The 24,395-nt window shown below is 65.3% G+C and carries 19 protein-coding genes; 8 read left to right on the top strand and 11 right to left on the bottom strand.

Annotated elements, in window-relative coordinates:
* The first annotated feature begins 54 nt into the window (after nt 1-54).
* Complete coding sequence (locus tag G3N97_RS17195; RefSeq protein WP_205994328.1) at nt 55-1,185, top strand: hybrid sensor histidine kinase/response regulator; 1,131 nt, start codon at nt 55-57, stop codon at nt 1,183-1,185.
* A 48-nt stretch (nt 1,186-1,233) separates the two neighbouring features.
* Here G3N97_RS17195 and G3N97_RS17190 read toward each other — a convergent pair whose 3' ends face one another.
* The 3 genes from G3N97_RS17190 to G3N97_RS17180 form a co-directional block, all read right to left on the bottom strand.
* On the bottom strand, nt 1,234-3,867 hold the full coding sequence (locus G3N97_RS17190) for a response regulator (RefSeq protein ID WP_205994327.1): 2,634 nt from the start codon (nt 3,865-3,867) through the stop codon (nt 1,234-1,236).
* A gap of 28 nt (nt 3,868-3,895) precedes the next feature.
* Nucleotides 3,896-4,912 carry a 3-oxoacyl-[acyl-carrier-protein] synthase III C-terminal domain-containing protein gene (locus G3N97_RS17185; RefSeq protein WP_346778079.1) on the bottom strand — a complete coding sequence of 339 codons (1,017 nt, stop codon included), beginning with the start codon at nt 4,910-4,912 and terminating at the stop codon, nt 3,896-3,898.
* A gap of 417 nt (nt 4,913-5,329) precedes the next feature.
* On the bottom strand, nt 5,330-6,103 hold the full coding sequence (locus G3N97_RS17180; RefSeq protein ID WP_205994325.1) for an SDR family oxidoreductase: 774 nt from the start codon (nt 6,101-6,103) through the stop codon (nt 5,330-5,332).
* Nucleotides 6,104-6,303: 200 nt separating this feature from the next.
* On the opposite strand from G3N97_RS17180, the gene gcvA reads away from it, so the two are divergent.
* Nucleotides 6,304-7,212 carry a transcriptional regulator GcvA gene (gene gcvA, locus G3N97_RS17175; RefSeq protein WP_205994324.1) on the top strand — a complete coding sequence of 303 codons (909 nt, stop codon included), beginning with the start codon at nt 6,304-6,306 and terminating at the stop codon, nt 7,210-7,212.
* Between the two features lie 40 nt (nt 7,213-7,252).
* Here gcvA and G3N97_RS17170 read toward each other — a convergent pair whose 3' ends face one another.
* Nucleotides 7,253-7,639 carry a hypothetical protein gene (locus G3N97_RS17170; protein ID WP_205994323.1) on the bottom strand — a complete coding sequence of 129 codons (387 nt, stop codon included), beginning with the start codon at nt 7,637-7,639 and terminating at the stop codon, nt 7,253-7,255.
* Nucleotides 7,640-8,049: 410 nt separating this feature from the next.
* Between G3N97_RS17170 and G3N97_RS17165 the strand changes: the two genes are divergently transcribed.
* The 4 genes from G3N97_RS17165 to G3N97_RS17150 are packed head-to-tail and all read left to right on the top strand — an operon-like array spanning nt 8,050 to nt 14,338.
* Nucleotides 8,050-11,610, top strand: a complete 3,561-nt coding sequence (locus G3N97_RS17165; protein WP_205994322.1) for a response regulator — start codon at nt 8,050-8,052, stop codon at nt 11,608-11,610.
* 3 nt (nt 11,611-11,613) lie between these two features.
* Nucleotides 11,614-12,459, top strand: a complete 846-nt coding sequence (locus G3N97_RS17160; RefSeq protein ID WP_205994320.1) for a CheR family methyltransferase — start codon at nt 11,614-11,616, stop codon at nt 12,457-12,459.
* Between the two features lie 14 nt (nt 12,460-12,473).
* Nucleotides 12,474-13,193, top strand: coding sequence for a chemotaxis protein CheB (locus G3N97_RS17155; RefSeq protein ID WP_205994318.1), 720 nt, complete (start codon nt 12,474-12,476; stop codon nt 13,191-13,193).
* A 5-nt stretch (nt 13,194-13,198) separates the two neighbouring features.
* A complete protein-coding gene (locus tag G3N97_RS17150; protein WP_205994316.1) occupies nt 13,199-14,338 on the top strand; it encodes a hybrid sensor histidine kinase/response regulator in 1,140 nt (379 codons plus the stop codon).
* Between the two features lie 63 nt (nt 14,339-14,401).
* On the opposite strand, the gene G3N97_RS17145 is transcribed toward G3N97_RS17150, so the two are convergent.
* The gene (locus G3N97_RS17145) at nt 14,402-15,571 is read right to left on the bottom strand and encodes a porin (protein WP_205994314.1); all 1,170 of its coding nucleotides are present in this window, start codon (nt 15,569-15,571) and stop codon (nt 14,402-14,404) included.
* Nucleotides 15,572-15,877: 306 nt separating this feature from the next.
* On the opposite strand from G3N97_RS17145, the gene G3N97_RS17140 reads away from it, so the two are divergent.
* Nucleotides 15,878-16,435, top strand: coding sequence for a TetR/AcrR family transcriptional regulator (locus G3N97_RS17140; protein ID WP_176080940.1), 558 nt, complete (start codon nt 15,878-15,880; stop codon nt 16,433-16,435).
* Nucleotides 16,436-16,529: 94 nt separating this feature from the next.
* Nucleotides 16,530-17,459, top strand: coding sequence for an alpha/beta hydrolase (locus tag G3N97_RS17135; RefSeq protein ID WP_205994312.1), 930 nt, complete (start codon nt 16,530-16,532; stop codon nt 17,457-17,459).
* Between the two features lie 38 nt (nt 17,460-17,497).
* On the opposite strand, the gene G3N97_RS17130 is transcribed toward G3N97_RS17135, so the two are convergent.
* From G3N97_RS17130 to G3N97_RS17105, 6 genes are all read right to left on the bottom strand, one after another.
* Nucleotides 17,498-18,319, bottom strand: a complete 822-nt coding sequence (locus tag G3N97_RS17130; protein WP_205994310.1) for an ATP-binding cassette domain-containing protein — start codon at nt 18,317-18,319, stop codon at nt 17,498-17,500.
* A gap of 8 nt (nt 18,320-18,327) precedes the next feature.
* A complete protein-coding gene (locus G3N97_RS17125; RefSeq protein ID WP_205994308.1) occupies nt 18,328-19,473 on the bottom strand; it encodes an iron ABC transporter permease in 1,146 nt (381 codons plus the stop codon).
* Nucleotides 19,474-19,537: 64 nt separating this feature from the next.
* Nucleotides 19,538-20,455 (bottom strand): ABC transporter substrate-binding protein, encoded by a 918-nt coding sequence (locus G3N97_RS17120; protein WP_205994307.1) that lies wholly within the window; start codon nt 20,453-20,455, stop codon nt 19,538-19,540.
* Entirely contained in the window at nt 20,452-21,558 is a 1,107-nt protein-coding gene (locus tag G3N97_RS17115) for a ChuX/HutX family heme-like substrate-binding protein (RefSeq protein ID WP_205994342.1), read from the bottom strand. Before G3N97_RS17115 ends, G3N97_RS17120 begins: the two co-directional genes overlap by 4 nt.
* Before the next feature lie 21 nt (nt 21,559-21,579).
* The gene (locus tag G3N97_RS17110) at nt 21,580-23,949 is read right to left on the bottom strand and encodes a TonB-dependent hemoglobin/transferrin/lactoferrin family receptor (protein ID WP_205994305.1); all 2,370 of its coding nucleotides are present in this window, start codon (nt 23,947-23,949) and stop codon (nt 21,580-21,582) included.
* 233 nt (nt 23,950-24,182) lie between these two features.
* On the bottom strand, nt 24,183-24,395 hold a 213-nt coding region (locus G3N97_RS17105; RefSeq protein WP_205994303.1), incomplete at its 5' end, for a hypothetical protein.

The raw sequence follows: 24,395 nt of genomic DNA, 5'->3' as shown, positions 1-24,395 counted from the left end.
ACTACAATCGCATTTCCACAAGAAAGAACGCCCGATCCATTTGCCGGGAATGCGATGACCAGCGCCGCCCTCCACTCCACCTTCTCCATTCTCTTCGTCGACGACGACGAGATTTCGCGCGTGCACTTCGCGCGCGCCATGCATGGCCTCTATCCGGTGCACGTCGCGCGCGGCGCGGAGGAAGCCATGGGCGTGCTCGCGCAGCACGGCGCGGAGATCGCGGTGCTGGTGACCGACTTCCGCATGCCCGAGCGCGACGGCGACCAGTTGCTGGAAGAAGTCGCGCAGAAATATCCGCAGATCGTGCGCATTCTGGTGACCGCGTATGCCGACAAGGACATGCTGCTGAACACGGTCAACACGGGCAATGTGTTCCGCATCCTCGAAAAGCCGCTGCGCATGGAAGCGGTGCGCGACGTGCTGCAACAGGCGGTGGCGCGCTATACCGAACGCGAAACGCGTCAGCAGCGTCTGCTGGCGATGGACGAAACGCTGGCGTTTCTCGCGCATGAACTGAACACGCCGCTGGCGACCATCGCGCTGTTCGCGCGCACCATCGAAAACGACGTGTCGGGCGAATTCGACCCTGACTCGCAAACCCGTATCGCGAGCGCGGCGTCGTCGATGCTCAACAACACGCAGTACTGCCTCTCGCTGATCTCGTCGTTCTGGGCCACGCTGCACAAGAACAGCGGATCGCCCTCGCTCTCGCGCGACGGCACGCGCGAAGTGAGCGCCACGCGCCTGATCGCCACGCTGCTCGACACCTATCCGTTCGCTGCCGCCCAGCGCGACTGGATCACCGTGGACGTGCAGCAGGACTTCGTCGTGCGCGCGATGCCCAATTGCGTCGCGCTGGTGCTCTCCTCGCTGCTGTCGAACGCGCTGCGCGCGCTCACGAACGCCACCGAGCCCGCGCTGCATATCGAAGTGCTCCGTAACAGCGAGCATGAGATTCGCGTGCGCGACAACGGCACGGGCATCGCGCCCGACGTGAAGGCGCGTCTGCTGCAGGACCCCGTCACCACGCACGCCGAAGACGGCGGTCACGGCATGGGCATGATCTTCTGCAATCGCATCATGCGGTCGTTCGGCGGCAGCCTGCGCATCGACTCCGACTGGGGCGCGGGCACCACCGTCACGATGGGTTTCGGCAATCCGCACAAGCCCAGCGAAATCCACTGATAGCTCGTTGATTGCCGCGTCGCGATCGCCGTTCGCGCAACTGACGCGTCACTCGTCGTTCAACGCATCGCGATACCCGTTCGTCGCCGACGACGCCACGAAATAGCGCTGCAACGCATCCGCCGACCGGTTGCCGAGCGTCGTGACCTGCGCGAGCCAGTCGGCTTCCGTGGGCCACTGTCCGTCGAGCACACGCGGATAAATCTGCCGCACGTACACGTGCAGCGCCTTCGCACCGATATTCCCGCTGATGCCCAGCAGCAGATGCAGCGTGAAATGCGCCGCCTTCACATCGCCGGCCTGCGCGCTGTCGGCCAGTTGACCGATCAAGGTGCGGATCTGCGCGATGCCTTTGAGGAAGGTCTGATCGAGCATGTCGAGCGACGCCAGTTCCTCCAGATGCGCCTCGTCGAGCAGATCGGTATCGACTGCAACGGGCGGCGGCGTGGCCGGGGTCGATGCGTTGCTCGATGCGTTGTCCGCTGAGTTGCTCGACCCAAGGCGTGCACGCGCAACCGCCGTGCGCGGCGTTTCCGCGTGCTCGTGCACATTCGCGGCGGGCGTCTGCGCGAACTGCCGCGCGAGACACGCATAGAGCGCGCCCACGCGCACCGGCTTGATCATCACTTCGTTCATGCCCGCGTCGAGACACGCGCGCAGCGCTTCCATATCGGACTGGCCCGTCAACGCCACGATGGGCGCCTTTGCATAAGCATCGTTGCGCGCGCGGATCGTCGCCGCCGTCTCCACGCCGCCCATGCCCGGCATGTTCATGTCGATCACCAGCGCGTCGATCGTGAGGCCTTCGTCGAGCCGCTCCAGCACGCCCAGCCCGTTCTCCGCTTCGAGCACGCTCGCGCCGCAGCGTTCGAGATAACTCTTCGCGACCATGCGGCTATAGGTGTCGTCGTCGGCGACGAGAATCGTCTTGCCCGCGAAGCCGTCGAAGCGCCGGTTGCGGCGGCTGCGATCGACGTTCTCCATCAGCGTTTGCAGCGCGCTGATCAGCTCGACCATGCTGATGGATTTACCGATCGTCTCGTCCATGCCCGCGCCCTGCGCAAGCACCCGCGCGACGCTATGCGGCTCCGACGTATAGCCCACGATCAGCGCATTCCAGTTCGCGTGCGCGCGGTCGGCGCGAATGCGCTCCGTGGTCGTATAGCCGTCGAGGCCCGGCATGTTGATGTCCATGAGGATCAGGTCGAACGGCGCGGCGTCCTGCAGCAGCGCGAGCGCCTTCACGCCGCTCTCCGCCTCGCTCACCTGCGCGCTCACGCCGGACAGCGCCTGGCTCACGCGCGCGCGCTGGCCCGCGTCGTCGTCGACGAGCAGGATGTGCTTGTGCGCGAAGAACTGCGTGGCGCGCGCGAGCACCTGCTGACGATGCGTTGCGACCTCGACCTCCGATACCACCGGGAATTCCAGCGTGAACTGCGTGAACTTGCCGACTTCCGAACGGCAGCCGATGCTGCCGCCGAACGAGCGCATGGCGCGCTGACAATACGCGAGGCCGAGGCCCGTGCCGGCCAGGTTGCCGTGCGTGCGAAACGGCACGAACAGATGCGACATGATCTCGGGCGCGATGCCAGGTCCCGTGTCGTGCACGATGACCTTTTGCCGCTCGACGGTCAGCGTCAGCGTGGCCGACGGATTCGCCGCCATGTGATGCAACGCGTTGCGAATCAGGTTGAACAGCGTGAACAGATAAACGGTTTCATCGACCTTGAACGTGAAGTCCTCCAGCACCACGAGCCGCACTTTGCTGCGCTCCTTGCGGTCGCTGAAGCCATATTCGTCGAGCGCCTTGCGCGTGGCGGCCGCCGCGCTCGCGTAAGTGAGATTGTCGGAACGCACGGGCTTGGCGCTCACTTCGTCGAGCGTCATGGCGATGATGCGCAGACCGCGATCGATCGCGAGCTGGCCGTGTTCGAGATGCTGCGAAAGCGACCCCACGCCGCTCGACGACGACCCGGCGGACGGCCGCGTTTCGGTCATCGTGGGCAGCGCTTCTTCCATGCGGTCGAGCACGTAGCGCAACTGGCTCAGCGGATTGCGCATCTCGTGCGCGATGGTGCCCGCAAGCGCGCGCAACGCTTCGTTTTTCGCCTGCGCGGTGATGCCCTTCATGTTGCTGTGACTGAACGTGACGCCCGCGCAAATGCCGAACGCGAACACCGGCAGATACACAAACAGCAGCACGTGCGAATCGACCGCGAGCAGACGCGGATCGACGATCCACGCGCACAGAATGGCCAGGCCGACGCCAATGACCAGATTCGCCGCCAGCGCGACGAACGACGGAAAAATCGCGATCAGGAAAAACACCATGCCCACTTCGGCCATGGACCACAACATCGAATAATGACCGCTGAGCAGATACCAGGTGAAGAAAAACGGTAGCGTGTAGGCTACCGTCGCAAAGTAATACCACGGCAGGAAACGCACGGCGCCGGCGGGCCAGAAGCGGCGCAGCAACAGCAGCAGACAGGCGATCGAACCCACCACGCGCATCGGCAGATTCTCGTTGGGCTGCGGGTCGACGAAGGTCCACCAGAACCAGTACAACGGATGACCGAGCGCGCCAATCACGCCAACGGCCAGCACGCTGTAATCGGACACGTGATAGGCGTCGATCACGCGCTGCTTCAACACGCGGATGCCTCCTGCAATGGCTCTCATATTGTTCTCGATATGCGCTCAGTCAGTCTCAGAAGATGAAGCTGCTGACATTGAATGACATGCCCGCGCTGCCCACCCAGCAGAGCGCCCGGTCGCCGCGCTTGAGCGCGCCGCTGTCCTTCGCCAGCGAGATCGCCGCGGGAATGGAAGCGGATACCAGATTGCCCGTGTCGGGATAGACGTGATACATCTTGTCGTCGATGCCGGCCTTCACGCCGTAGCCGTGCCACGCCGCCTTCGACGAGGCATGCGTAAACACGATGTCGATGTCCTTGCGCGGAACCGCCAGTTTCGCGAACACGTCGACCAGCTCGTCCGAGTTCTTGTGCAGATCGTGACCGTATGATGTAAAACGCATGTCACCGTTCTTGCCGATCCGTTCGGACGGGTGACAAAACCCTTCGTAGCCGGGAATGGGGATCGTGCACAAGTCGGAAACCTCGGGCTTGCCGCGAAATTCAAAGCGGAAATTATCAGGCTCTTTCGCCACGACCAGGGTTGCGGTGGCGGCTTCGCCTATCGTGAACGATGGTAATGTATATTCGACCTGCGCGTGGTTCTTCAGTTCGAAGTTGGCCGGATAAAGCGGGCCGCCGTCGAGCATGTTGAACTCGGCGTTCACGATCATCGCATTGCGATACTGGCCGGCCTTGAACAGGCTGTCCACAATCGACATCGCGCGCGTCCAGCTCATGCACGCATCCACCACGTCGAAGCATTCGGCATTCACGAAGCCCAGCGCGCTCGCCATCATGTGGCTGTTGCCCGGCTCCAGAAAACCGCGCCCAATGCCCACGAAAATAAACAGCTCGATTTGCTCGGGCCGCAGATACGATTCCGAGAGCGCCTTGCGCGTGGCCATCGCCACATGATCGATCGGCGACTCGTGCTTGCCGCACCAGCGCCGGTTCACCAGGCCGCTGCGGTCGAGCAGCGTCTTGATGGTTCGTAGCGTTCTGTCGACATCGCCTTCGAATCCCGACGAGTGAAAGCGAATCAGATCGACGACTTCTTCATTTGAAACGACCCGTGACGGAAGGCTCACTGCCACATTCTTGATAAGCATAGAAAATCCGTGAAAGACGTAGATGGATGAACAAGAAAGATTGCGCGCGCAATGCATGCAGATATCGCCGCGGGCGATCTCCGGCCTTGCGGCCCCCGTACATTAGCGCTTCCATCGTTATTCACGAATTGCCTGAGAGGCTTGCCAGTCACTTTCGAAAGGGCGATCTATTCGGTCGCCGCCTTCGACGCTTCATCGATTCAATCCCTTTCCATTTATTACAGCCACTCCGGATAACGGCAGGCCGCATTTGAAACTTGAGCAGGGGAAATGCGCACGCCAGAAAGCAGGCAGCGCGCTTCGACGCCGCACGCGGGGTGCGTTGTCGAAGCGCGCTGCTTGCGTTGCTTGCGATGCTTATGCTGCTTGTGCCGTGTGTACTCGCCGCTGAACCGCTCAGTTACGGCCCGCCATCACGCCGCCGTCCACGTCCCAGATCGCGCCCGTCACCCACGCGGCCTTTTCGGACAGCAGGAAGGCGACCACTTCGGCCACGTCCTTCGGCGTGCCCACGCGGCCAATCGGATGGAAGGCGTTGAAGCCTTGCAGCGCGCTCTCCACTTCGGCCTTCGGAATGAAGCCTTCGTAGATCGGCGTCTGCACCACCGCCGGCGACACCGCGTTGACGCGAATCCGCTTGTCCGCCAGCTCCATCGCCAGATGCTGCGTGAGCGCGTGCAGACCCGCCTTGGCCATCGAATACGCGGACGACGGCGTGGCCGCAATCGCCTGACGCGCCCACATCGAGCCGATATTGACGATCGCGCCCGGCCGACCCGACGCCGCCAGATTGGCCGCCACCTTCTGCGTGATGAAGAAGGTCGCGCGGTTCAGCTGCATGTACTGGTCGTAGTCGGCGTCGCGATGTTCGAGAAAAGGCTTCGGGAAGAACACGCCCGCCGCGTTCACCAGCAGGTCGATGTCCGCGTGCTGTTCGTCTAGCGTCTTGAGCAGTGCGGCCAGACCGGCGTCGCTGGCGAGGTCCGCCGTGAGCGCCGTGACCGGTCCGAGCGCGGCCAGCTCCTTGCGCGCCGCCTCCGCTTTCTCCGCACGATGACCGACGATCACCGCGCTGCCGCCTTCGGCCAGCACCATCCGCGCCGTTTCCAGCCCCATGCCGCTCGTGCCGCCGACGACCAGCAGTTTTCTGCCCTTGAACGTATTGCCCATGATCCACCTCGTTTCGATTCGATCAGCGCATCCGGTAGAAAATCTATCTATCTGAAATACGACTTCAAAACCGGATTTGGCCCCGGATCTGCGCTGATCACGTTAAAAAATTGCTTCCGACCACCGTCTATTCTTCGCCGATTCGCACGTATCGCCAAACCAGATAAAGTGTCGATTATCGAAAGAAAAACTTTATCGCCATGAAGTCGCCCGTGTATCTGAACGCCTTGCGCGCCTTCGAGGCCAGCGCACGTCACCAGAGCTTTTCCGCCGCCGCGGCCGAACTCCACGTCACGCCCGCCGCGGTCGGTCAGCTCGTGCGCACGCTGGAGGAATGGCTGGGCGCGCCGCTCTTTCATCGCGGCACCGGCGGGCGCGCGCGTCTCGTCGTGACCGAGGCGGCCGAGCGCGCGCTGCCCGATATCCGCGCGGGTTTCGACCGGCTCGCGCTCGGGCTCGAACGGCTCAAGGAAGGGTCGGCGAGCGGCGTGCTCACGGTCACCGCGAGTCCGGCCTTCGCCGCCAGGTGGCTGCTGCCGCGTCTCGAACGCTTTCAGCACGCGTGGCCCGACACCGACGTGCGGCTCGACACGAGCCTCAAGCCGGTCGATTTCGTCGCGCAGCGTATCGATATCGGCGTTCGCTATGGCGCGGGGAACTGGCCGGGTCTCACGGCGCAAAAGCTGATGGACGAGGAGGTCTATCCGGTCTGTTCGGCGGCGCTGGCCGCCGGGCGCCGCTGGCGCAAGCCCGGCGATCTGGCGCGCGAGACCCTGATTCACGACCTCTCGATGGACGGCCACGCGGGCTTTCCCACCTGGGACGCGTGGCTGCGCGAAGCCGGCGTGACCGGCGTCGCCGCCCTGCGCGGCCTGCGGATCAACAATTCGGCGGCGGTTCTGCAAGCGGCCGTGGAAGGGCACGGCATCGCGCTCGCGCGCAGTGTGATGGCGCGCGACGACCTCGCCGCGGGGCGGCTCGTGCGGCTGTTTCCGCAGATTGCGTTTGCGTCGCCGCTCGCTTATTACGTGGTCTATCGGCCCGAGTGCGCGAGCCTGCCGAAGCTCGCGGCCTTCCGCGACTGGCTGATCGACGAAGCGAAAGCGTAGTGGCTTGTTGAACGGCGGATGTCGTGCCGCTTCCGGCGCCTCAGCACGAAGGCGCCGGGCCCGCCGTGCAATAGCCGAGCGGCGCGCGACGCGTGTCGACCAGCGGCAGCGCGGGCACACGCACGGGCAGCGCGATCGCGCCGCACCATTCGGTATGGCTTTGCCCGGCGTGGCAGGGCATCGTGGCTTCGAGGCGCTCTTCGGCGTCCATCTCGCGGCGCTCGCGCGCGACCACGGCGGGCCGCAACTGCGCGTCGAGCCATGTCGCGAACCCGAGGACGCAACCGGCCACCACCATCAGCACGATCACGCGCGGCTTGTTGGCGCTCAGCAACGCGAGTACGCGCGCCGCTCCGGTGTTGCCCGTCTGGGTTTGCTTCTGGATGGCGGCCCGCTCGCCCGCCCCTTCGATCATTCTGGTTGCCACGCTTTCTTCGTCTTGCTGGGGGTGCTTGCTGGAATTGTTGTGTGCATCGTCGGGGCGGCTGGCGATGCGCCGCCCCATCTGGTTATCGGCACCGCGGCGCATTCCGAAAGGGCCAGAGACAAATATATTTTTTACAACGCACGCGTGGCAGATCCGGCTCGCCGGGCGAACGCCCGCGCCGCCCCGGCAAGCGACTCTCCGGGCATGCGGATTGCTCACCCGCGCGAGCCGCGTGCGCGCGGGATTCCCGAGACATTCACGCAATCTGCATCCTTTTTGTATGATTGCGTTTGCATCGATTTGACTTTCTCTTATCCACGATGGGGCGGGGTTCCCACGCGCGGAATTCGCCATAAAAGCCGGTCGATATGCCCGACGACCGTGCCTTCGCCCATAAAAATCGGAAAAAAATGCAAGCCGTGAACGCGATCGACCCGCTGCGCTTCAGACGCATCATTCAAAGAAACGTCGCGCTGCCGCTATTGGCGGGGCTGGCGACCGCCATCGCTTTCGTGGCGCTGATCGTCTACCTCGTTTCGACGATGAGTTGGGCCGAGCACTCCGAACGCGTGATCGGCGACGCCTACGAGCTGCTGCGCATTCAGGCCGACCGCGAGTCGAGCGTGCGCGGCTTTCTGCTCAATGGCGACGAACGTTCGCTGTCCACCTACGAGGTCGGCAAGCCGCGTTTCGCCGCGCAGTTGCAGACGCTGAACGGACTCGTCATCGACAACCCGCCGCAAATCGAGCGGCTCGCGCGCGTACGCGCCATCGCCGCGCAATGGGACGCGTCCACCGCCGACGCCATCCGTCTGCGCCGCGACCACGACAGCGTGCTCGCCACGGTTGAGAACGAACGCGGCAACGCCAGCGCCGACGCCATCCGCCGCGAATTCAGCGACTTCCTCGCCGAAGAACTGCGTCTGCGCCAGGAGCGCACCGCGGCGGCGCGCCAGTTGACCGTCGTGACCGTCGCCGTCTTTCTGGCGCTCACGCTGCTCGTGAACGGCCTGCTCGCCTGGCTCGGACGACGCGAAATGACCTCGCTGTCCTCGACCTACGACGACGCCCTGCGCGGCCAGGCCGAGCAGTCCCAGGCGCTCGCGGAACAGGTCTGGCTGCGCTCGGGTCAGCGACTGCTGGCCGAAAGCGGCATGGGCAAGGAAGCGCTCGCCGAAGTGGGCGGCGCGATGCTCGACTGCCTCGCCGGTTATCTGAGCGCGAGCGTCGCGACGCTCTACGTGCGCGACACCCGCGAAGGCGCGCTGCGTCGCGTGGCGACCTTCGGCTTCGGCGAGGAAAGCGCGTACAACGTGCCGCTGCTGCAGGACGGGCAGACGCTCGTCGGCCAGGCCGCCGCCTCGCGCCGCGTGATCGAACTGAAAGACGCGCCGGCCGGTTATCTGAAGGTCGAATCGGGACTCGGCTCGACCACGCCCGCCTCGCTGCTGATCGCGCCGATCGACGCCTCGGGCCGCATCAACGGCGTGGTCGAACTCGGCTTCATGCGCGCGCTGCTGCCGCGCGACAACGAGTTTCTCTCGCGCGTGAGCAGCACGATGGGCGACCTCGTGGAAGGCGCGGTGTCGCGCGAGCGCCTGCAGGAATCGTATTCGCAATCGCAGCAACTGAATCACGAATTGCAGGTGCAGCAGGAAGAATTGCGCGTCGCGAACGAAGGGCTCGAAGAACGCGGCCGCGCGCTGATGGATTCGCAAACGCGGCTCGAAGCGCAACAGGTCGAACTCGAACAGACCAACGTGCAACTCGAGGAATACGCGCGCCGGCTCGAAACGCAAAAGAGCGAACTCGAACGCGCGCAGGGCGACCTCAAGCGCAACGCCGACCGCCTCGCGCAAGCGAGCCGCTACAAATCGGAATTCCTCGCCAACATGTCGCACGAATTGCGCACGCCGCTCAACAGCTCGCTGATCCTCGCGAAGCTGCTGCAGCAGAATCGCAGCGGCAATCTGAGCGAGGAACAGGTGCGCTACGCGGCCACGATTCACGCGTCGAATACCGACCTGCTCTCGCTCATCAACGACATTCTGGATCTGTCGAAAGTCGAAGCGGGGCAGATTCAGCTCATGCTCGAAACCGTGCCGCTCGAAAGCCTGCTTTCGTCGCTGCGCGAAACCTTCACGCCGCTCGCGCGCGAAAAGCACGTCGCGCTCTCGATCGACCGTCTGCCTGGCGTCGCCGATCAATTCACGACCGACGGCCAGCGCGTGCTGCAAATCCTGCGCAACCTGCTGTCGAACGCGCTGAAATTCACCTCGCAAGGCGAAGTCTCGCTGACGGTGTCGCCGGTCGATGCGGGCTCCGTGCGCATCGACGTGCGCGACACGGGCATCGGCATCGCCGAAGACAAGCTCGACATGATCTTCGAGGCGTTCCAGCAAGCCGATGGTTCGACGAGCCGTCAATATGGCGGCAGCGGTCTGGGTCTGTCGATCTCGCGCGAACTGGCGCGTCTGCTCGGCGGGCGCATCGCCGTGGCAAGCGAGCCTGGCGTCGGCAGCGTGTTCACGCTGTGGCTGCCGCTCGACAGCACCGCCGCCGTCGACAGCGAAGCGCAAGCCGTGCAGGCGCTGGCCAACGCGAGCGCCTCGTCGGCGCAAGCGGGCGCACAGGCGCGCCGCGACAGCGCCCTGCTCACGACCGCGGAAACTTACACCACAACCGCTCCCGCCCACGCGCCTGTCCACGCGCGCGCCGCCACAGCGCCGACATCGGCGCCGTCCCACGGCGAAGGCGCGCAACCGATCGACGACGACCGCGACCAGCGCACGCACGGCAGCCGCGCGATCCTCGTGATCGAAGACGACCTGCCCTTCGCGGAAATCCTGCGCGACCTCGTGCACGAACTGCAATTCGATTTCCTGCACGCCGCCGACGCGGCCACCGGCTTCGCGATGGTCAAGGATCAGGCGCCCGTGGCCGTGCTGCTCGACGTGGGCCTGCCCGACCGCTCGGGTCTGTCGGTGCTCGAATGGCTCAAGAGCGATCCGGGCACGCGTCATATTCCCGTGCACATCGTCTCGGCCACCGACCACGCCGACAAGGCGCTACATCTGGGCGCGATCGGCTACACGCTCAAGCCAACGGCGCGCAGCACGCTCGAAGCGGCGATTCGCCGGCTCGAATCGCGGCTCGAACAACGCGTGAAGCGCGTGCTCGTGATCGAGGACGACCACGCGATGCGCGAAAGCATTCGTGCGCTGCTGGTGGGCGACGGCGTGGAAATCGTGGCCGTGGGCACGCTCGCCGACGCGCACGCGCAGATCGCGCAAGGCGCGTTCGACTGCATCGTCACCGACCTCACGCTGCCCGACGGCACCGGCTACGACCTGCTCGAAACGCTCGCGGGCGAAGCGGGCGTCGCGCCGCTGCCGGTGATCGTCTACACGGGCCGCATGCTCTCCGACGACGACGAGCAGCGCCTGCGCCGCTATTCGAAGTCGATCATCATCAAGGGCGCGCGCTCGCCCGAGCGTCTGCTCGACGAAGTGACGCTGTTCCTGCATAGCGTGGAGTCGTCGCTCGCGCCGGAACAGCAGCGCATGCTGCGCGCCGTGCGCCAGCGCGACGACACCTTCGAAGGCAAGACCATCCTGCTCGCCGAAGACGACGTGCGCAACATCTTCGCGCTCTCGCACGTGATCGAACCGCTCGGCGCGAAGCTGCTGATCGCGCGCAACGGCCGCGAGGCGCTCGATCTGCTCGACGGCAAGGACGACGTCGATCTCGTGCTGATGGACGTGATGATGCCGGAGATGGACGGCCTCGCCGCCATGCGCGCGCTGCGCGCGAATCCGCGTCTCGCGCGCCTGCCCGTGATCGCGCTGACCGCGAAGGCGATGGCCGACGATCGCATGCGCTGCCTCGAAGCGGGCGCCGACGACTACGTTTCCAAACCCATCGACGTGGACAAGCTCGTGTCGCTGTGCCGCGTCTGGCTGCGCAAATAGCCCATGACCGAAACCACGACCAGCGGCGCCCGGCAGACCAGCGTATTCGATATCGAATTGCGTCTGCTGCTCGAAGCGATCTATCTGCGCTATCAGCACGATTTCCGGCACTATTCGCTGCCGTCGCTGCGGCGTCGGCTCGAACAGGCGCGCCAGGATTTCGGCGTGGCGTCGCTGAGCCAGCTGCAGGATCGCGTGCTGCGCAGCGCCGACGACTTCTCGCGCCTGTTCGGCTACATGACGATCCAGGTCAGCGATATGTTTCGTGATCCTGAGTATTTTCTGGCGCTGCGCCAGCATGTGCTGCCGGTGCTGCAAACCTATCCGTCGCTCAAGGTCTGGGTCGCGGGCTGCAGCTCGGGCGAGGAATTGTGGTCGCTGAAGATTCTGTTCGAGGAAGAAGGGCTCGCCGAGCGCACGCTGTTCTACGCCACCGACATCAGCCCCGAAGCGCTCGAACGCGCCGAAGCCGCGATCTATCCGGTGGACCGTTTCGCGGGCTTCAGCCAGAACTATCTCGCGGCGGGCGGCAAGCGCACGCTCTCCGACTACTATCACGCGGCCTACGGCAGCGCGCGTCTGTCGAGCGCGCTCAAGGAACGCGTGGTGTTCGCCGATCACAGCCTCGCGACCGACGAAGTGTTTCTCGAAGCGCATCTGGTGTCGTGCCGCAACGTGCTGATCTATTTCGATCGCCCGTTGCAGGATCGCGCCATCGGCCTCTTCGAACGCGCGCTCGTGCGGCGCGGTTTTCTCGGTCTCGGCAGCAAGGAAAATCTGCGTTTCTCGAAACGACACGAAGCGTTCGAGGAATTCCGCGCCGCCGAGCGCATTTACCAGAAGCGTTGAGCGGATCACCCACCATGCCAGGCTCACGCGCCAAATCCGCCCTGCTCGCCGCCGCCAGCGCGGCGCTGCGCGCCACGCGCGGCGGCAAAACGCGCTCGGGGCAAACGGCGCAGGCATCGAGCGCTGCATCGACCCATGCAACTTCCGATGCGAAATTCGACGCCGTGGTCATCGGCGCGTCGGCGGGCGGCGTAGACGTGCTCGGCCAGTTGCTGCCGATGCTGCCCGCGCGTTTCGGCGCGGCCGTGCTGATCGTGCTGCATCTGCCGCCCGCCTCGCCGAGCTTTCTGGTCCAGGCGCTCGGCGTGCGCTGCGCGCTGCCCGTGAGCGAGCCCGACGCGGGCGAACCGATCCAGGGCGGGCGCGTCTATATCGCGCCGCCCGACTACCATATGCTCGTGGACAGCGACGCGAGCATCGCGCTGTCGATCGAAGGCCCGGTGCGTTTTTCGCGCCCCTCGATCGACGTGTTGATGGAATCCGCCGCCGCGGTCTACGGCGCGCGTCTGCTCGGCGTGCTGCTCTCGGGCGCGAACGACGACGGCGCACGCGGCCTCGCCGCGATCCGCGCGGCGGGCGGCACGACCTGGGCACAAGCGCCCGACACCGCCTACGCGCCGCAAATGCCGGAGGCGGCCATCGCCGCCGGCGCGGTCAACGAAACGCTGACACCCACCGCCCTCGGCGCGCGCCTTGCCGCGTGGCCGAGGCTGTTACCCGCTTCACCCGGATGAATCGCATGTCCCTGCCTACCGTAAATGTTCTGATCGTCGACGACATCGAGCACAATCTCACGGCGCTCGCGGCCCTGCTCGCGCGTCCCGAAGTGCATCTGCTCGTCGCCCGCTCGGGTGTGGAGGCGCTCGAACTGCTGCTCGAACACGACGTCGCGGTGGCGATTCTCGACGTCAACATGCCGGGCATGAGCGGCTTCGAACTGGCCTCGCTGATCCGCGGCAGCCCACGCACTTCGCACGTGCCGATCATCTTCCTGACCGCCACGTCGCAGGACGCGATCCGCACGTTTCAGGGCTACGAGGCGGGCGCGGTGGACTTTCTCTACAAGCCGATCGAGCCGCGCATCGTGCAGTCGAAAGTCGGCATCTTCGTGCAGATCGAACTGCAGAAACGCCAGCTCGCCGATCAGCTCGCGGCCACGCGCCAGATGCTTGAAGCCAACGAAATGCTGATGGCCGTGCTGAGCCACGATCTGCGCACGCCGTTGTCGGCGGTGATGAGTTCGGCGGAGTATCTGATGCGCGCGTCGAGCGACGAGAAGATCGTGTCGGTGGGCAAGCGCATCGAACATTGCGGACGACGCATGTCGCGCATGGTCGAACAATTGCTCAATCTCGCGCGCCTGCAAGGCGGACGGCTGCCGCTACGACGCACCGATGTGCAGCTCGACGCGCTCTGCCAGGCCGTGATCGAAGAGTTTTCCCCGCACGCCGCGAACGGGCGGCTCGCCTATGCACCGCACGGCGATCTCGGCGGTCAGTGGGATGCGGATCTGGTGGCGCAGGCCGTGTCGAATCTCGTCAGCAATGCGCTCACGCATGGCGAACCGGGCATGCCGGTGCACGTGCGCGTGGACGGCGCGTCGCCGCATGAAGTGCTCGTGAGCGTGCACAATCGCGGCGCGATTCCCGCCGACGTCGTGCCGCTGCTGTTCTGCGCGTTCAGCACGGCGACGCGCGCGGGGCATCAGGGTTCGGGACTCGGCCTTGGTCTGCACATCGTGCGCCTGATCGCGCGCACGCATGGCGGCGACGTCAACGTGGTCTCGAACGAGCAGGACGGCACCGCGTTCACGATGCGTCTGCCGCGCGCGGCGCGTCGTCAGATCGATCTCGACGAGAGCGAAGGCGCGCGCGCGTAACTGAGTCAGCGAGTGAATTCGCGCGACGGGTCACGCCGCGCGAATCACACTTGAAAGCCCACCTTAGAAGCGGTGACGCAAGCCCGCCGCGACGACCACCTGATTGCTGTTCGACGACGGCGTAAGCGTATAGACCGACGCGTCGAACGCCCCATTGCCGCGACCGCCGCTCACGCTCTGGAACACGCCTTCGAGATAGACATCGGTGCGCGGCGTGATGACCTTGTCGATCTGCGCCACCACCTGATTCCACTTCGGACGCGCCGAACGCGAACCCGCATCGAAACGCGCCTGCGTGTACGTATAAGCCGCCGACACGTAGAGCGAGGGCGTGACCGCGTAACGGCCGTCGATCGAGAAGTTATCGAAAATCAGCGTGTTGCCCTTGAGCGCCGTGGTCGAGCCGCCTTGCCACACGCCCGTGACGTCGTCGGTGGCCGAGTGCGTCCAGCTCACACCCACCGAGTGCGGACCGAATGCGTAGCGCGCGCCCAGCGCCCAGATCAGCTCGTCGCCGCCCGTGATCGTGGCCGAGCCGTCGGTGCTGCTGACCGCGCCATCGGCATTCGCCACGTTGCCGTCGCGATTGATCTTGAGGAACGCCGCGCCCGCCTTGAACGGCCCGTTCGCATACGAGAGACCCGCGCTGTACGCGGCGTTGTTGCCGAAGCTGCCCGCCGTGTTCGAGAAGCCGTACATCGCGCCGGCCGTGAAGCCGCGATAGGTCTCGCTCGTGTAACGCACGGCGTTGTTGATGCGGATGTTCTGGATCGAATCGTCGTTGTCGTACGGGTGCATCGCCAGATTGCCGCCCCAGCCCGAGCCCGCTGCGCCCAGCGGCGTCACGAACGTCAGGATGAAGTCGTACTGGCGGCCCATCGTGAACGTGCCGTAACCGTTGGCGCGCAAGCCCACGTACGATTGACGGCCGAACAGTTTGCCGCCGTTGCTGGTCTTGCCGTTGACCGACGAGAAACCGCCTTCCAGCATGAAGATCGCCGACATGCCGCCGCCGAGATCTTCCGCGCCGCGCAGGCCCCAGCGCGAGGCGCTGAGATTGCCGCTATTCATCTGCACGCCGCCGCTGCCCGGCGAATTCGCGCCATTGGTGCGCTGATTGCTTACGTAGGATATCGAAGTATCGACGAGACCGTAGAGCGTGACGCTGCTCTGTGCGTGGGCCGCGCCTGCGCTGAGGCCACCGAGACAGGCGATAAGGATTTTCTTGTTCATCGTGTGCTGGTCTGTTTGCGTTCGGACGCCGCGCGACACCGCCGCGCGGCGCACCGGGGAACTCGTTGTAGTTGGAGATGCACGAGCGCTCGCGCATCGCGCCGATTGTCGCGGGTGACGCGCCGCGAATTAATAGGGCCGCCGCGAAAGCACCGTTCCACAAAATGTAAGGAATCGGGTCGCAACGAAAGTCGCGCGAGGCTCGCACTTGATTTGGAAACGAACATTTCCTATACTGCCGCCATGACATCCGAAACGTCTTCCCGCGCCCAGGCGCGCAGCCCAGGCCGCCCGCGCGAATTCGATATGGACAGCGTGCTGGACGGCGCCGTGCGGGTTTTTCGCGAGCGCGGCTATCACGCGACTTCGGTGGGCGACCTCGGCGACGCCACCGGGCTGACTGCGGGCAGCCTCTACAAAGCCTTCGGCGACAAGCGCGGCGTGTTCCTCGCGGCCTTCGAGCGCTACGTGCAAACGCGCAACGCCGATCTGCGCCAGCAGCTGGATCGTCAATCAAGCGGATTCGAGAAGATTCGCGCCGTGCTGCACTTCTACGCGGCGTCCTCGCATGGACTCGAAGGACAGCGCGGCTGCCTCGTCATTTCCAGCGCGACGGCGCTCGCCACGCTCGACGAGGAGATGGCCACGCTCGTCGAATCCACCATCCGCCATACCGAAGCGATGCTGCGCCGTCTCTTGCAGCAAGGGCAGGAAGACGGTTCGATCAGCCGCGAGCTGCACGTCGCCGCCATGGCGCGCACGCTGCTCGCGCTTTTACAGGGTTTTCGTCTGATCGGCAAATCGGGGCGTTCCGCGCACGACATGCATTCCGCCGCCGACGAAGCGTTGCGCCTGCTGACCTGAAAATTTTTTCGCCAATTAGGAAACGATTATTTCCAATATGGACGATGACGATCATCGCCATGCATTTCATCACCGCAAAAGGAAACTCGCCATCATGACTACGCCCTGCGCCGCCGGCGCGCCGCGCATCGTGGACCCCGGTCCCGCTTCATCGCCGGATTCCGTGCTCGCCGGATTCGAGCATCGTTATGCCACCGTCGACGGCATCCGTCTTCACTACGTAACCGGCGGCAAGCCTGACGGCGACGTGCTGGTGCTGCTCGCCGGTTTCCCCGAAAGCTGGTACGCGTGGCGCAAGGTCATGCCAATCCTCGGCGAGCGTTATCGCATCATCGCGCCGGATCTGCCCGGTCAAGGCGATTCGGATCGCCCGCTCGACGGTTACGACACGCAGTCGCTGGCGACCGTGTTGCACGCGTTGCTCGGCAAGCTCGGTGTTTCGCGCTATGACCTGGCGGCGCACGACGTGGGCGCGTGGGTCGCGTATCCGTATGCCGTGCTGTTCGGTGACGAAGTGAAACGGCTCGCGCTGTTCGATGCGGGCATTCCCGGCATCACGCTGCCCGACGCCCTGCCGCTCGCGCCCGAGCGTGCGTGGCGCACGTGGCATTTCGCATTTCACGCGGTGGCGGACTTGCCCGAAGTGCTGATCGAAGGGAAAGAGCGCGCGTATCTCGACTGGTTTTTACGCCGCAAGACCGCGAATCCGCAGACTTTCCTCGACGCCGATCTCGACGAGTACGAGCGCGTCTTCAAGAAGGATGGCGGCTTGCGCGCGGGACTGGCCTACTATCGCGCGGCCGCTGAGTCGGCGCGGCAGAACCGTGCGTTGAGCGCACGCGGCAAGCTGGGCATGCCCGTGCTCGCGCTCAGCGCCGATCATGGTTCGATCGGCGATATGGCCGCGCCGCTGCGCCCGTACGCCGAATCTGTGGAAGGCGTGATGATCGCGCAATGCGGCCACTTTCTGCCCGAGGAGCAGCCCGTCGCGGTCGCCGCCGAACTCATGCGCTTCTTCGGCTAGCAGCAGGATCGGCGCACGAAAGACGTCGCATAACGCCGTTACGCCGGGAAAATCCCCGCCACCGAGCCGTCGAACGTGCCGAACACCTGCATCGGCGCACCGTAACAACGTTCGAGCAGATCGGTGCGCATGACGTCGCGCGGCGGGCCGTCTGCGATGGCGCGTCCATCGGCGAGCAGCACGAGGCGATCGGCATGACGCGCCGCGAGATTGCAGTCGTGCGCAATCGCGAGCGCGCCGATATTCCATTCGCGCGTGAGACGGCGCGCCGTCGCGAACAGACGATGCTGCTGCACGAGATCGAGCGCGGCGGTCGGCTCGTCCATCAGCAGATAACGCGGCGGCATCCAGTGACTGTCGAGCGTCCACAACTGCGCGAGCGCTCGCGCGAATTGCACGCGCGCAAATTCGCCGCCCGACAGCGTCGTGACGTTGCGCTGCGCGAGCGGCGCGACACCCGCGAGCGCGAGCATGTCGTAGGCGAGCACCTCGGGCGAATACGGCAGCGCCGGGCCGTCGAGATGCGGATAACGGCCGAGTTGCACCACGTCGCTGACCGGCACCGGATAGGTATTCGGCACGCTCTGCGCGAGCACGGCGCGCAGTTGCGCGAGACGGCGCGGCCCGATGCGGCTCACATCCTCGCCGTTGAGCGTGAGCGTCGCGCGGCTCTGCGAATCGGGAAAGCCGTGCAGCGTGAAGTCGCCCGCGAGCGCCTTGAGCAAGGTGCTCTTGCCGACGCCATTCTGGCCGAGCACCACCACGAACTCGCCCGGCGCGACCGTCAGCGAGAAGTCTTCGAACAAGGGCCGGCCGCCCTTGCCGCGATAGCCGATATGCAGATTCTGAATCGAAAGCATCGCGTCCCTCACGCGCCGAACTGACGGCGGCTGCGCACGATCAGCAGAATGAAAAACGGTGCGCCGAGCAAGGCCGTCAACACGCCGAGCGGAATTTCGGCGGGCGCGACCAGCGTGCGCGCCGCGAGATCGGCGGTCACCGTGAGCAGCGCGCCGAGCAGCATTGAGCCAGGCAGCACCACGCGCTGATCGGGTCCGCACGCGAGCCGCACGCAATGCGGCGCAACGAGGCCGATAAAACCGATCTGCCCCGTCGTCGACACAAGCGCGCCCACCGCGAGCGCGCTCGCGAGCAGGATCGTGTGCTTCACGCGGCGTACGGGCACGCCGAGGTAATGCGCTTCAAGTTCGCCGAGTTGCATCGCGTTGAGCGAGCGCGTGTGCGCGGCGATCATCGCAATGCCCGCGAGCACGAACGGCGCGATGGTCGCGAGCGTCGACCACTTCGCATCGGCGAGACTGCCGAGGCTCCAGAAGGTCAGCGAACGCAGTTGCGCGTCGGTCGCGAGATAGGACAGCGTGCCGATCACCGCGCCCGCGAGCGCGTTGGCGGCCACGCCCGCGAGCAGCAGGATTGGCAGCACGATGCGTCCGTTCGACGTGGCGATCCGGTAGACAGCGAGCGTCACGACGAGCGCGCCCGCGAACGCGGCGCACGCCGTGAGGCGATCCGCGCCGAACAGCGCGGCGACCGCGGGCGGCAGCGCAAGATGCGCGGCGAGATGCGGCATCAGCACCGCGCCGAACACGATCAGCAGCGAAGCGCCGAGCGCCGCGCCGCTCGATACGCCGATCAGGCCCGGATCGGCCAGCGGATTGCGCAGCAGCGCCTGCAACGCGCTGCCCGTCGCGCCGAAACCCGCGCCGACGAGCAAGGCGAGCACGACGCGCGGCAAGCGCAATTCGAACAGCACGAGCGCGGCGCGATCGGTCTGCGCGTTCGACGGCACGTCGGCGCTGACGAACGCGTGCCACAGTGCTTGCGGCGAAACGGGATACGCGCCCATGCACACGCCGCCGAGCACGGCGAGTGCGAGCAGCGCCGCAAGCCCGCCGAGCACGTAGGGCGTGCGCGAGCGCGGCGTGGGCGCAGGAAGATGCGCGCCCGCGGGGGGCGGCGCGACGCTGAGCGTCTGGAAAGTCGGCCTGGACATGACGATTCGGGTGATTCGGGTAACGCGCTACGGCTTCAATACGCAAGTGAAAAAACGACGACGATCAGGCCTGCGCGAGGCTGCGGTTGAGCGCATCCACGGCGTCGGGCAAACGCGGGCCGAAGCCGAGCAGGAACAGCGCATCGAGCGCGACCACGCGCGTCGCGCGGCCTGCGGGCGTTAGCGAGAATCCTGCGGAATCGAGCAGATGACGCTTGCTGCCGGCGGCTTTCAAGGCGTCGTCGGTGGTCAGCACGATGTCGGGTTGCGCGGCGACGAGCGCTTCGGGCGTGAGCGCGCGATAGCCGGAGAAGCCCTGCATCGCGTTGCGCGCGCCCGCGTAGGCGAGCATCGCGTCGGCGGCCGTGTGCTGGCCCGCGACCATCGGCTGGTTGCCCGTGGGGCTCATCAGGAACAGCACGCTCGGCGGCGTCTTTGCGTCGCGCTTCGACGCGTCCTGCGCCGCTGCGATACGCGTCGTGGTCGCCGTCCACGCGCGGTCGAAGCGCGCGAGCAAGGTCTGGCCCGCGTTCTCCGCATCGAGCGCGCGCGCCACGCCGATGATCTTCTCGCGCACCGACGCCACGTCGTGGCCTTCCTCGAAGGTCACGAGCTTCACGCCCGCGCCCGCCACGCGTTGCAGCACGGAAGGTGGCCCGGCTTCCGCCGAGGCGAGAATCAGCGTGGGTTCGAGCGACAGCAGACCTTCGGCGGAAAGCGCGCGCTGATAACCCACCTTCGGCAGCGACTGCGCCTCGCGCGGATACGTGCAGGTCGTGTCGCTGCCCACCAGCGCGTCGGCGCGTCCGAGCGCATAGACGATCTCCGCGAGCGCGCCGCCAATCACTACCACGCGTTGCGTCGTGGGCGCAGCGGCCTTGGCCACCGTGACGCCCTGCATCGCGCCCGCCGCGGCGAGCAGCAGGCCGCCGGTACCGATCAGCAGACGTCGGCGTTGCAAATCGAAACGATCGTCGCTCATGCTGCACCGCCTTGCTCATTGCGTTCATTGCGCTCGATGCGTGCGAGCGCGCTCACCGCGTCGCGCCAGCCCGCGAGTTCCGGATTGCCGGGCTTGCGTGCGCCGAACAACATGGCGACGTTCTCGCCATCGGCATCGAACAGCTCAACCGAGGTCACGACGCCGTCGGTCGTGGGCTTGCGCACGATCCACGCCTGCGCGACGAGATTCGTGCGCAGATGCAGGCTGAAATCCGGATCGAGCACGTTGAGCCACGGCCCCATTCTGCGGATCGTCTGCACCGGCCCGGTATGAATCTGGATCATCCCGTGATTGCCGACGAACACCATGATCGGCAAACGCGTGCGGGCGGCGCTTTCGAGCAGCGCGTCGATCGCCTCCGTGGCGATCGGCTCGGCGTAATGCGGATCGGCGAGACGCAAGGCCTGCACTCTCGTCACGCCGAACTTCTTCAGGATATCGAAGAATTCGTGCGTGTCCTGCATCGCGGCCCACGCGGCGCGAAAACCGTCGACGTCGATCTGCGCGTCGGCGCGTTGCGGCACGCGCGCGATCGCGCGCACGACGCTCAGCCCGGCGACTTGCGGCTGCGCCGTGTGGCGCTCGATCAGCGCATCGAACGCGGCATGATCGCTCGCGTCACGCAGATACACCTTCGTGACCGCCACGCCGTGCGCGTCGAAGAATTGCAGGCTCTTGCGCACGCCGTCGTCATAGGTCTCGCGCACCGCGAACGCCGACGCCCACTTCCCGTAGAAAATCCGCAAATCGATCGCGCGGCCCACGGTGAGCCCGATCTGACCGCTGCGCGTCATTTTTTCGAAGCTACCGGTTTTCTCATGCACGGCGGCTTCGTTGCGCGTCAGCACCATGACTTCGCCGAGCGTGGGCATCGCTTCGAACAGCTCGACGAATCGGTCGTCGAGACGCACGACGTGCTCGCCCACGAAAGCCGCCAGCGCTTCCGCCTCGCTCACGCCGAGTTCCGCCGCGGCCTCGCGGTGACGCAGCTTGCGCGCTGTGCGCAGCTCATTGAAGGCGTCGCGCAGCAGCGCGAGCGACGCGGGATGGGACGCGGTGGGCGTCGTCGCTTGATTCATGATCTCGGTTGCCTTGTTCGGTTATCAGAAGTCGATTTTCATCGCCACGTTGAAGTTGCGGCCCGGCGCGGTGTACGCGTCGATCTTCGCCGCGCCGTCGCTGACGGCCAGACCGCGCACGTCGTTCCAGACCCAGTATTTGCGGTCGAACACGTTGTTGATGCCCGCCGTCACGCTCACGTGGCGCGTGATGTTGACGCCCGCGTGCAGGTCGAGAATCGTGTACGACGGCGTCGCGAAGTACGACGACGAGGACATCTGCGACTTGCTCTTGCGCGAGTTGTAGGTGAGGTCCGCGCTTGCGAACCAGCGTTCGGTGGGCGCGTACTTCACGCCGAGCACGACCGCGAGCGGCGGCACGGTGTCGAGGCCGCTCGTCACGCCGTCCCTGGTCTCGGTGCCGTGAATCCACGCGAAGCCGCCCTTCACTTCGAGCGCGTCGTTCACGTACCAGTCGGCCTTGCCTTCGAGGCCCTGGATCGACGCCTTCGAGTAGTTCACGTACTGCACGGTGTACGGATTCGTCGCCGAGGTGAGGCTGCCGCCCACCACCTTGCTGTCGATGAAGTTGCTGTAGCGGCCCGCGAACGCGGCGGCGCTGTAGTTCACCTGGCCGTGGCCCACGCCGAGCTTGCCGCGCAGACCCACTTCGACGGAATTGCTCGTTTCCGGCTTCAGGTTCGGATTGCCGACCTGCTGGTAATAGAGCCCGTACGAACCCGCCGGGTTATAGAAGCTGTTGACCTGATACGCGGACGGCGCGCGGAATCCATGCGCGTACTGCACGTACGGCACGAACGCGGGCGAGACCTCGTAGAGAATCGCGAGGCGCGGCGAGACGGCGTTGCCCGTCGAGGTCGAGGTCGGCTTGGTCGAACTCGCGGACATCGACTCGTAGGTCGCATCCGGATGCGGCGTCATGTCGTAATAGTCGAAGCGCACGCCCGGCACGACGCTCAGCTTGTTCCAGCGGATCTCGTCCTGGATGAACGCGCCGAGCGAAGTTTGCGTGGTCTTCGGGAACGCCTCGGGATAGCCGTCCGCGTTGCTCGTCCATTCGCTGCCCGCCGAGCTCGCGGTGCTGTAGTGCGAGACGCTCGCGTCGAAGCCGTAGGTCAGCTTGTGCTGCAGCACGCCGGTGTTGAACGCGCTGTCCGCCACCACGCTGCCGCCGAGAATGTTGTCGCCGTAATCGTTGGTGCGCGAGCGCGAGGACGTCGCGCCGCTCGCGTTCGCGCCGGAAATATCGAGCGTCTGGCGCGTGGACGCGTTGCGGTAATAGAGCGACGCGTGCAGTTGCTGGAAGTACGGATTGGTCGCGTCGCGATGATCGTAATCGAGCTGCACGCGATTGCTGTTCACCTCGTTGCCGGTGACGTAGCCGTTGGCCGTGTAGCCGCTCCACGTATACGCGCCGCCCAGCTGCGAAAGCCCGTCGCTTGAGTTCGCATTACTAAGCGTCTCCGCGGTCAATTTGAGCGTGTCGCGCGGCGTCAATTTGAAAACGAGCTTGCCGAGCGCGCTGCGGTTGTTGTACGTGAGCGGGTCCGGCGTGGAGCGCGTGGCGCCCAGCGTGTTGCTGTCGCCCTTGTTGTCGGTCTCGTGGCCGTGGCGGCCCGAGAGCGCGATCATGCCCTGCACGACGTCGCCGCCGAATGCGGCGGTGGCCGTCGAGCCCCAGCTGCGGTCGGTCGAATCGTAGCCCGCCTTCAGCGAGAAATACGTCTTCTTGTTGTAGATCGCGAGCAGATCGCTCGGGTCTTTCGTCACGAAATTGACTGCGCCGGTGAGACCGTCGCTGCCGTACAGCGCCGAGGTCGGGCCGCGCAGCACTTCGATGCGCTGATACAGATCCGTGTTCAGATAATCGCCGCGACCCGCCGAACCCGAGCCGAACGCATACGACTGCGGCAGCGGCACGCCGTCTTCGAGCAGCAGCACCTGGTTGCCTTCGAGGCCGCGAATATTGATGCCTTCATTGCCCGCGCGTCCCGTCGCCCCGGTGATGCCCGCCGGACGATAGACCGAGCGGCGCACTTCCACGCCCGGCTCGTACTTGAGCGCGTCCTTGACGTCTTTCGCGTTGTTCTCGTCGATGTCGTCGCTGGTGATCACCGAGACGGTCGCCGCCGTGCGGTTCGGGTCCGCCGTGCCGCCGCGCGTGGCCGTCACCGACACGGCCTTGAGCGCCTCTTCGCGGCGCGCGCGTTGCGGATTCACGGCTTCGGCGACGTTTGCGGCGGTCTGTGCGGCGGCGTTCGTGGTCGCGGTCTGTTGCTCGGCGGGCGCGCCCGCCTGTGGATCGGCGGCGAGCGCATGGCCGGCGTGCATCGCACAGATCTCGGCGATCAGCGCCGGCAACAGGCGCCGCACCAGGCGTTGCTTCAAATGCATCGTTGTTCCCCGTAGTCGAAATCGAGGCTTTCGTTGTTTTTTACGGTTCGAAAGCGGGCTCAATCCTACCTTAGATGCGAATACTTCTCATTTACTTTTTAAAAAGAAGATAGTGTAAATGGGTGAAACGCATGGCCCAGGACTCGCGCACGGGGCTGGCGCGCGAGCGATAAATCCACGATTTATCAATCAGTTAGCGATCTTCAGAAAGCAAAATACTATGTAACTTGAAGTCATTTGAATAACATTCGAAAGCTCGTAGAAATGACCTTGTATGCGTTGTGGGTATGTGCCGCCCCAATTCCCACCGCTTCTTGCGAGTTCTTTCTTTTCCTATCCGCTTTCCTTATCGTGCCGCGCGCCCGCCGCGATCTCGCGCGCGTGCTCGCGGCGTCGCGCGCGCCACGTGGCATCGGGGCGGCGCGCCCCTTTTTCGCATCGACTAA

Source organism: Paraburkholderia sp. Ac-20347 (assembly GCF_017104805.1).
Taxonomy (GTDB): domain Bacteria; phylum Pseudomonadota; class Gammaproteobacteria; order Burkholderiales; family Burkholderiaceae; genus Paraburkholderia; species Paraburkholderia tropica.
Note: the sequence above shows the minus strand (reverse complement) of the source record. Positions and strands in the feature narration are given on the sequence as shown.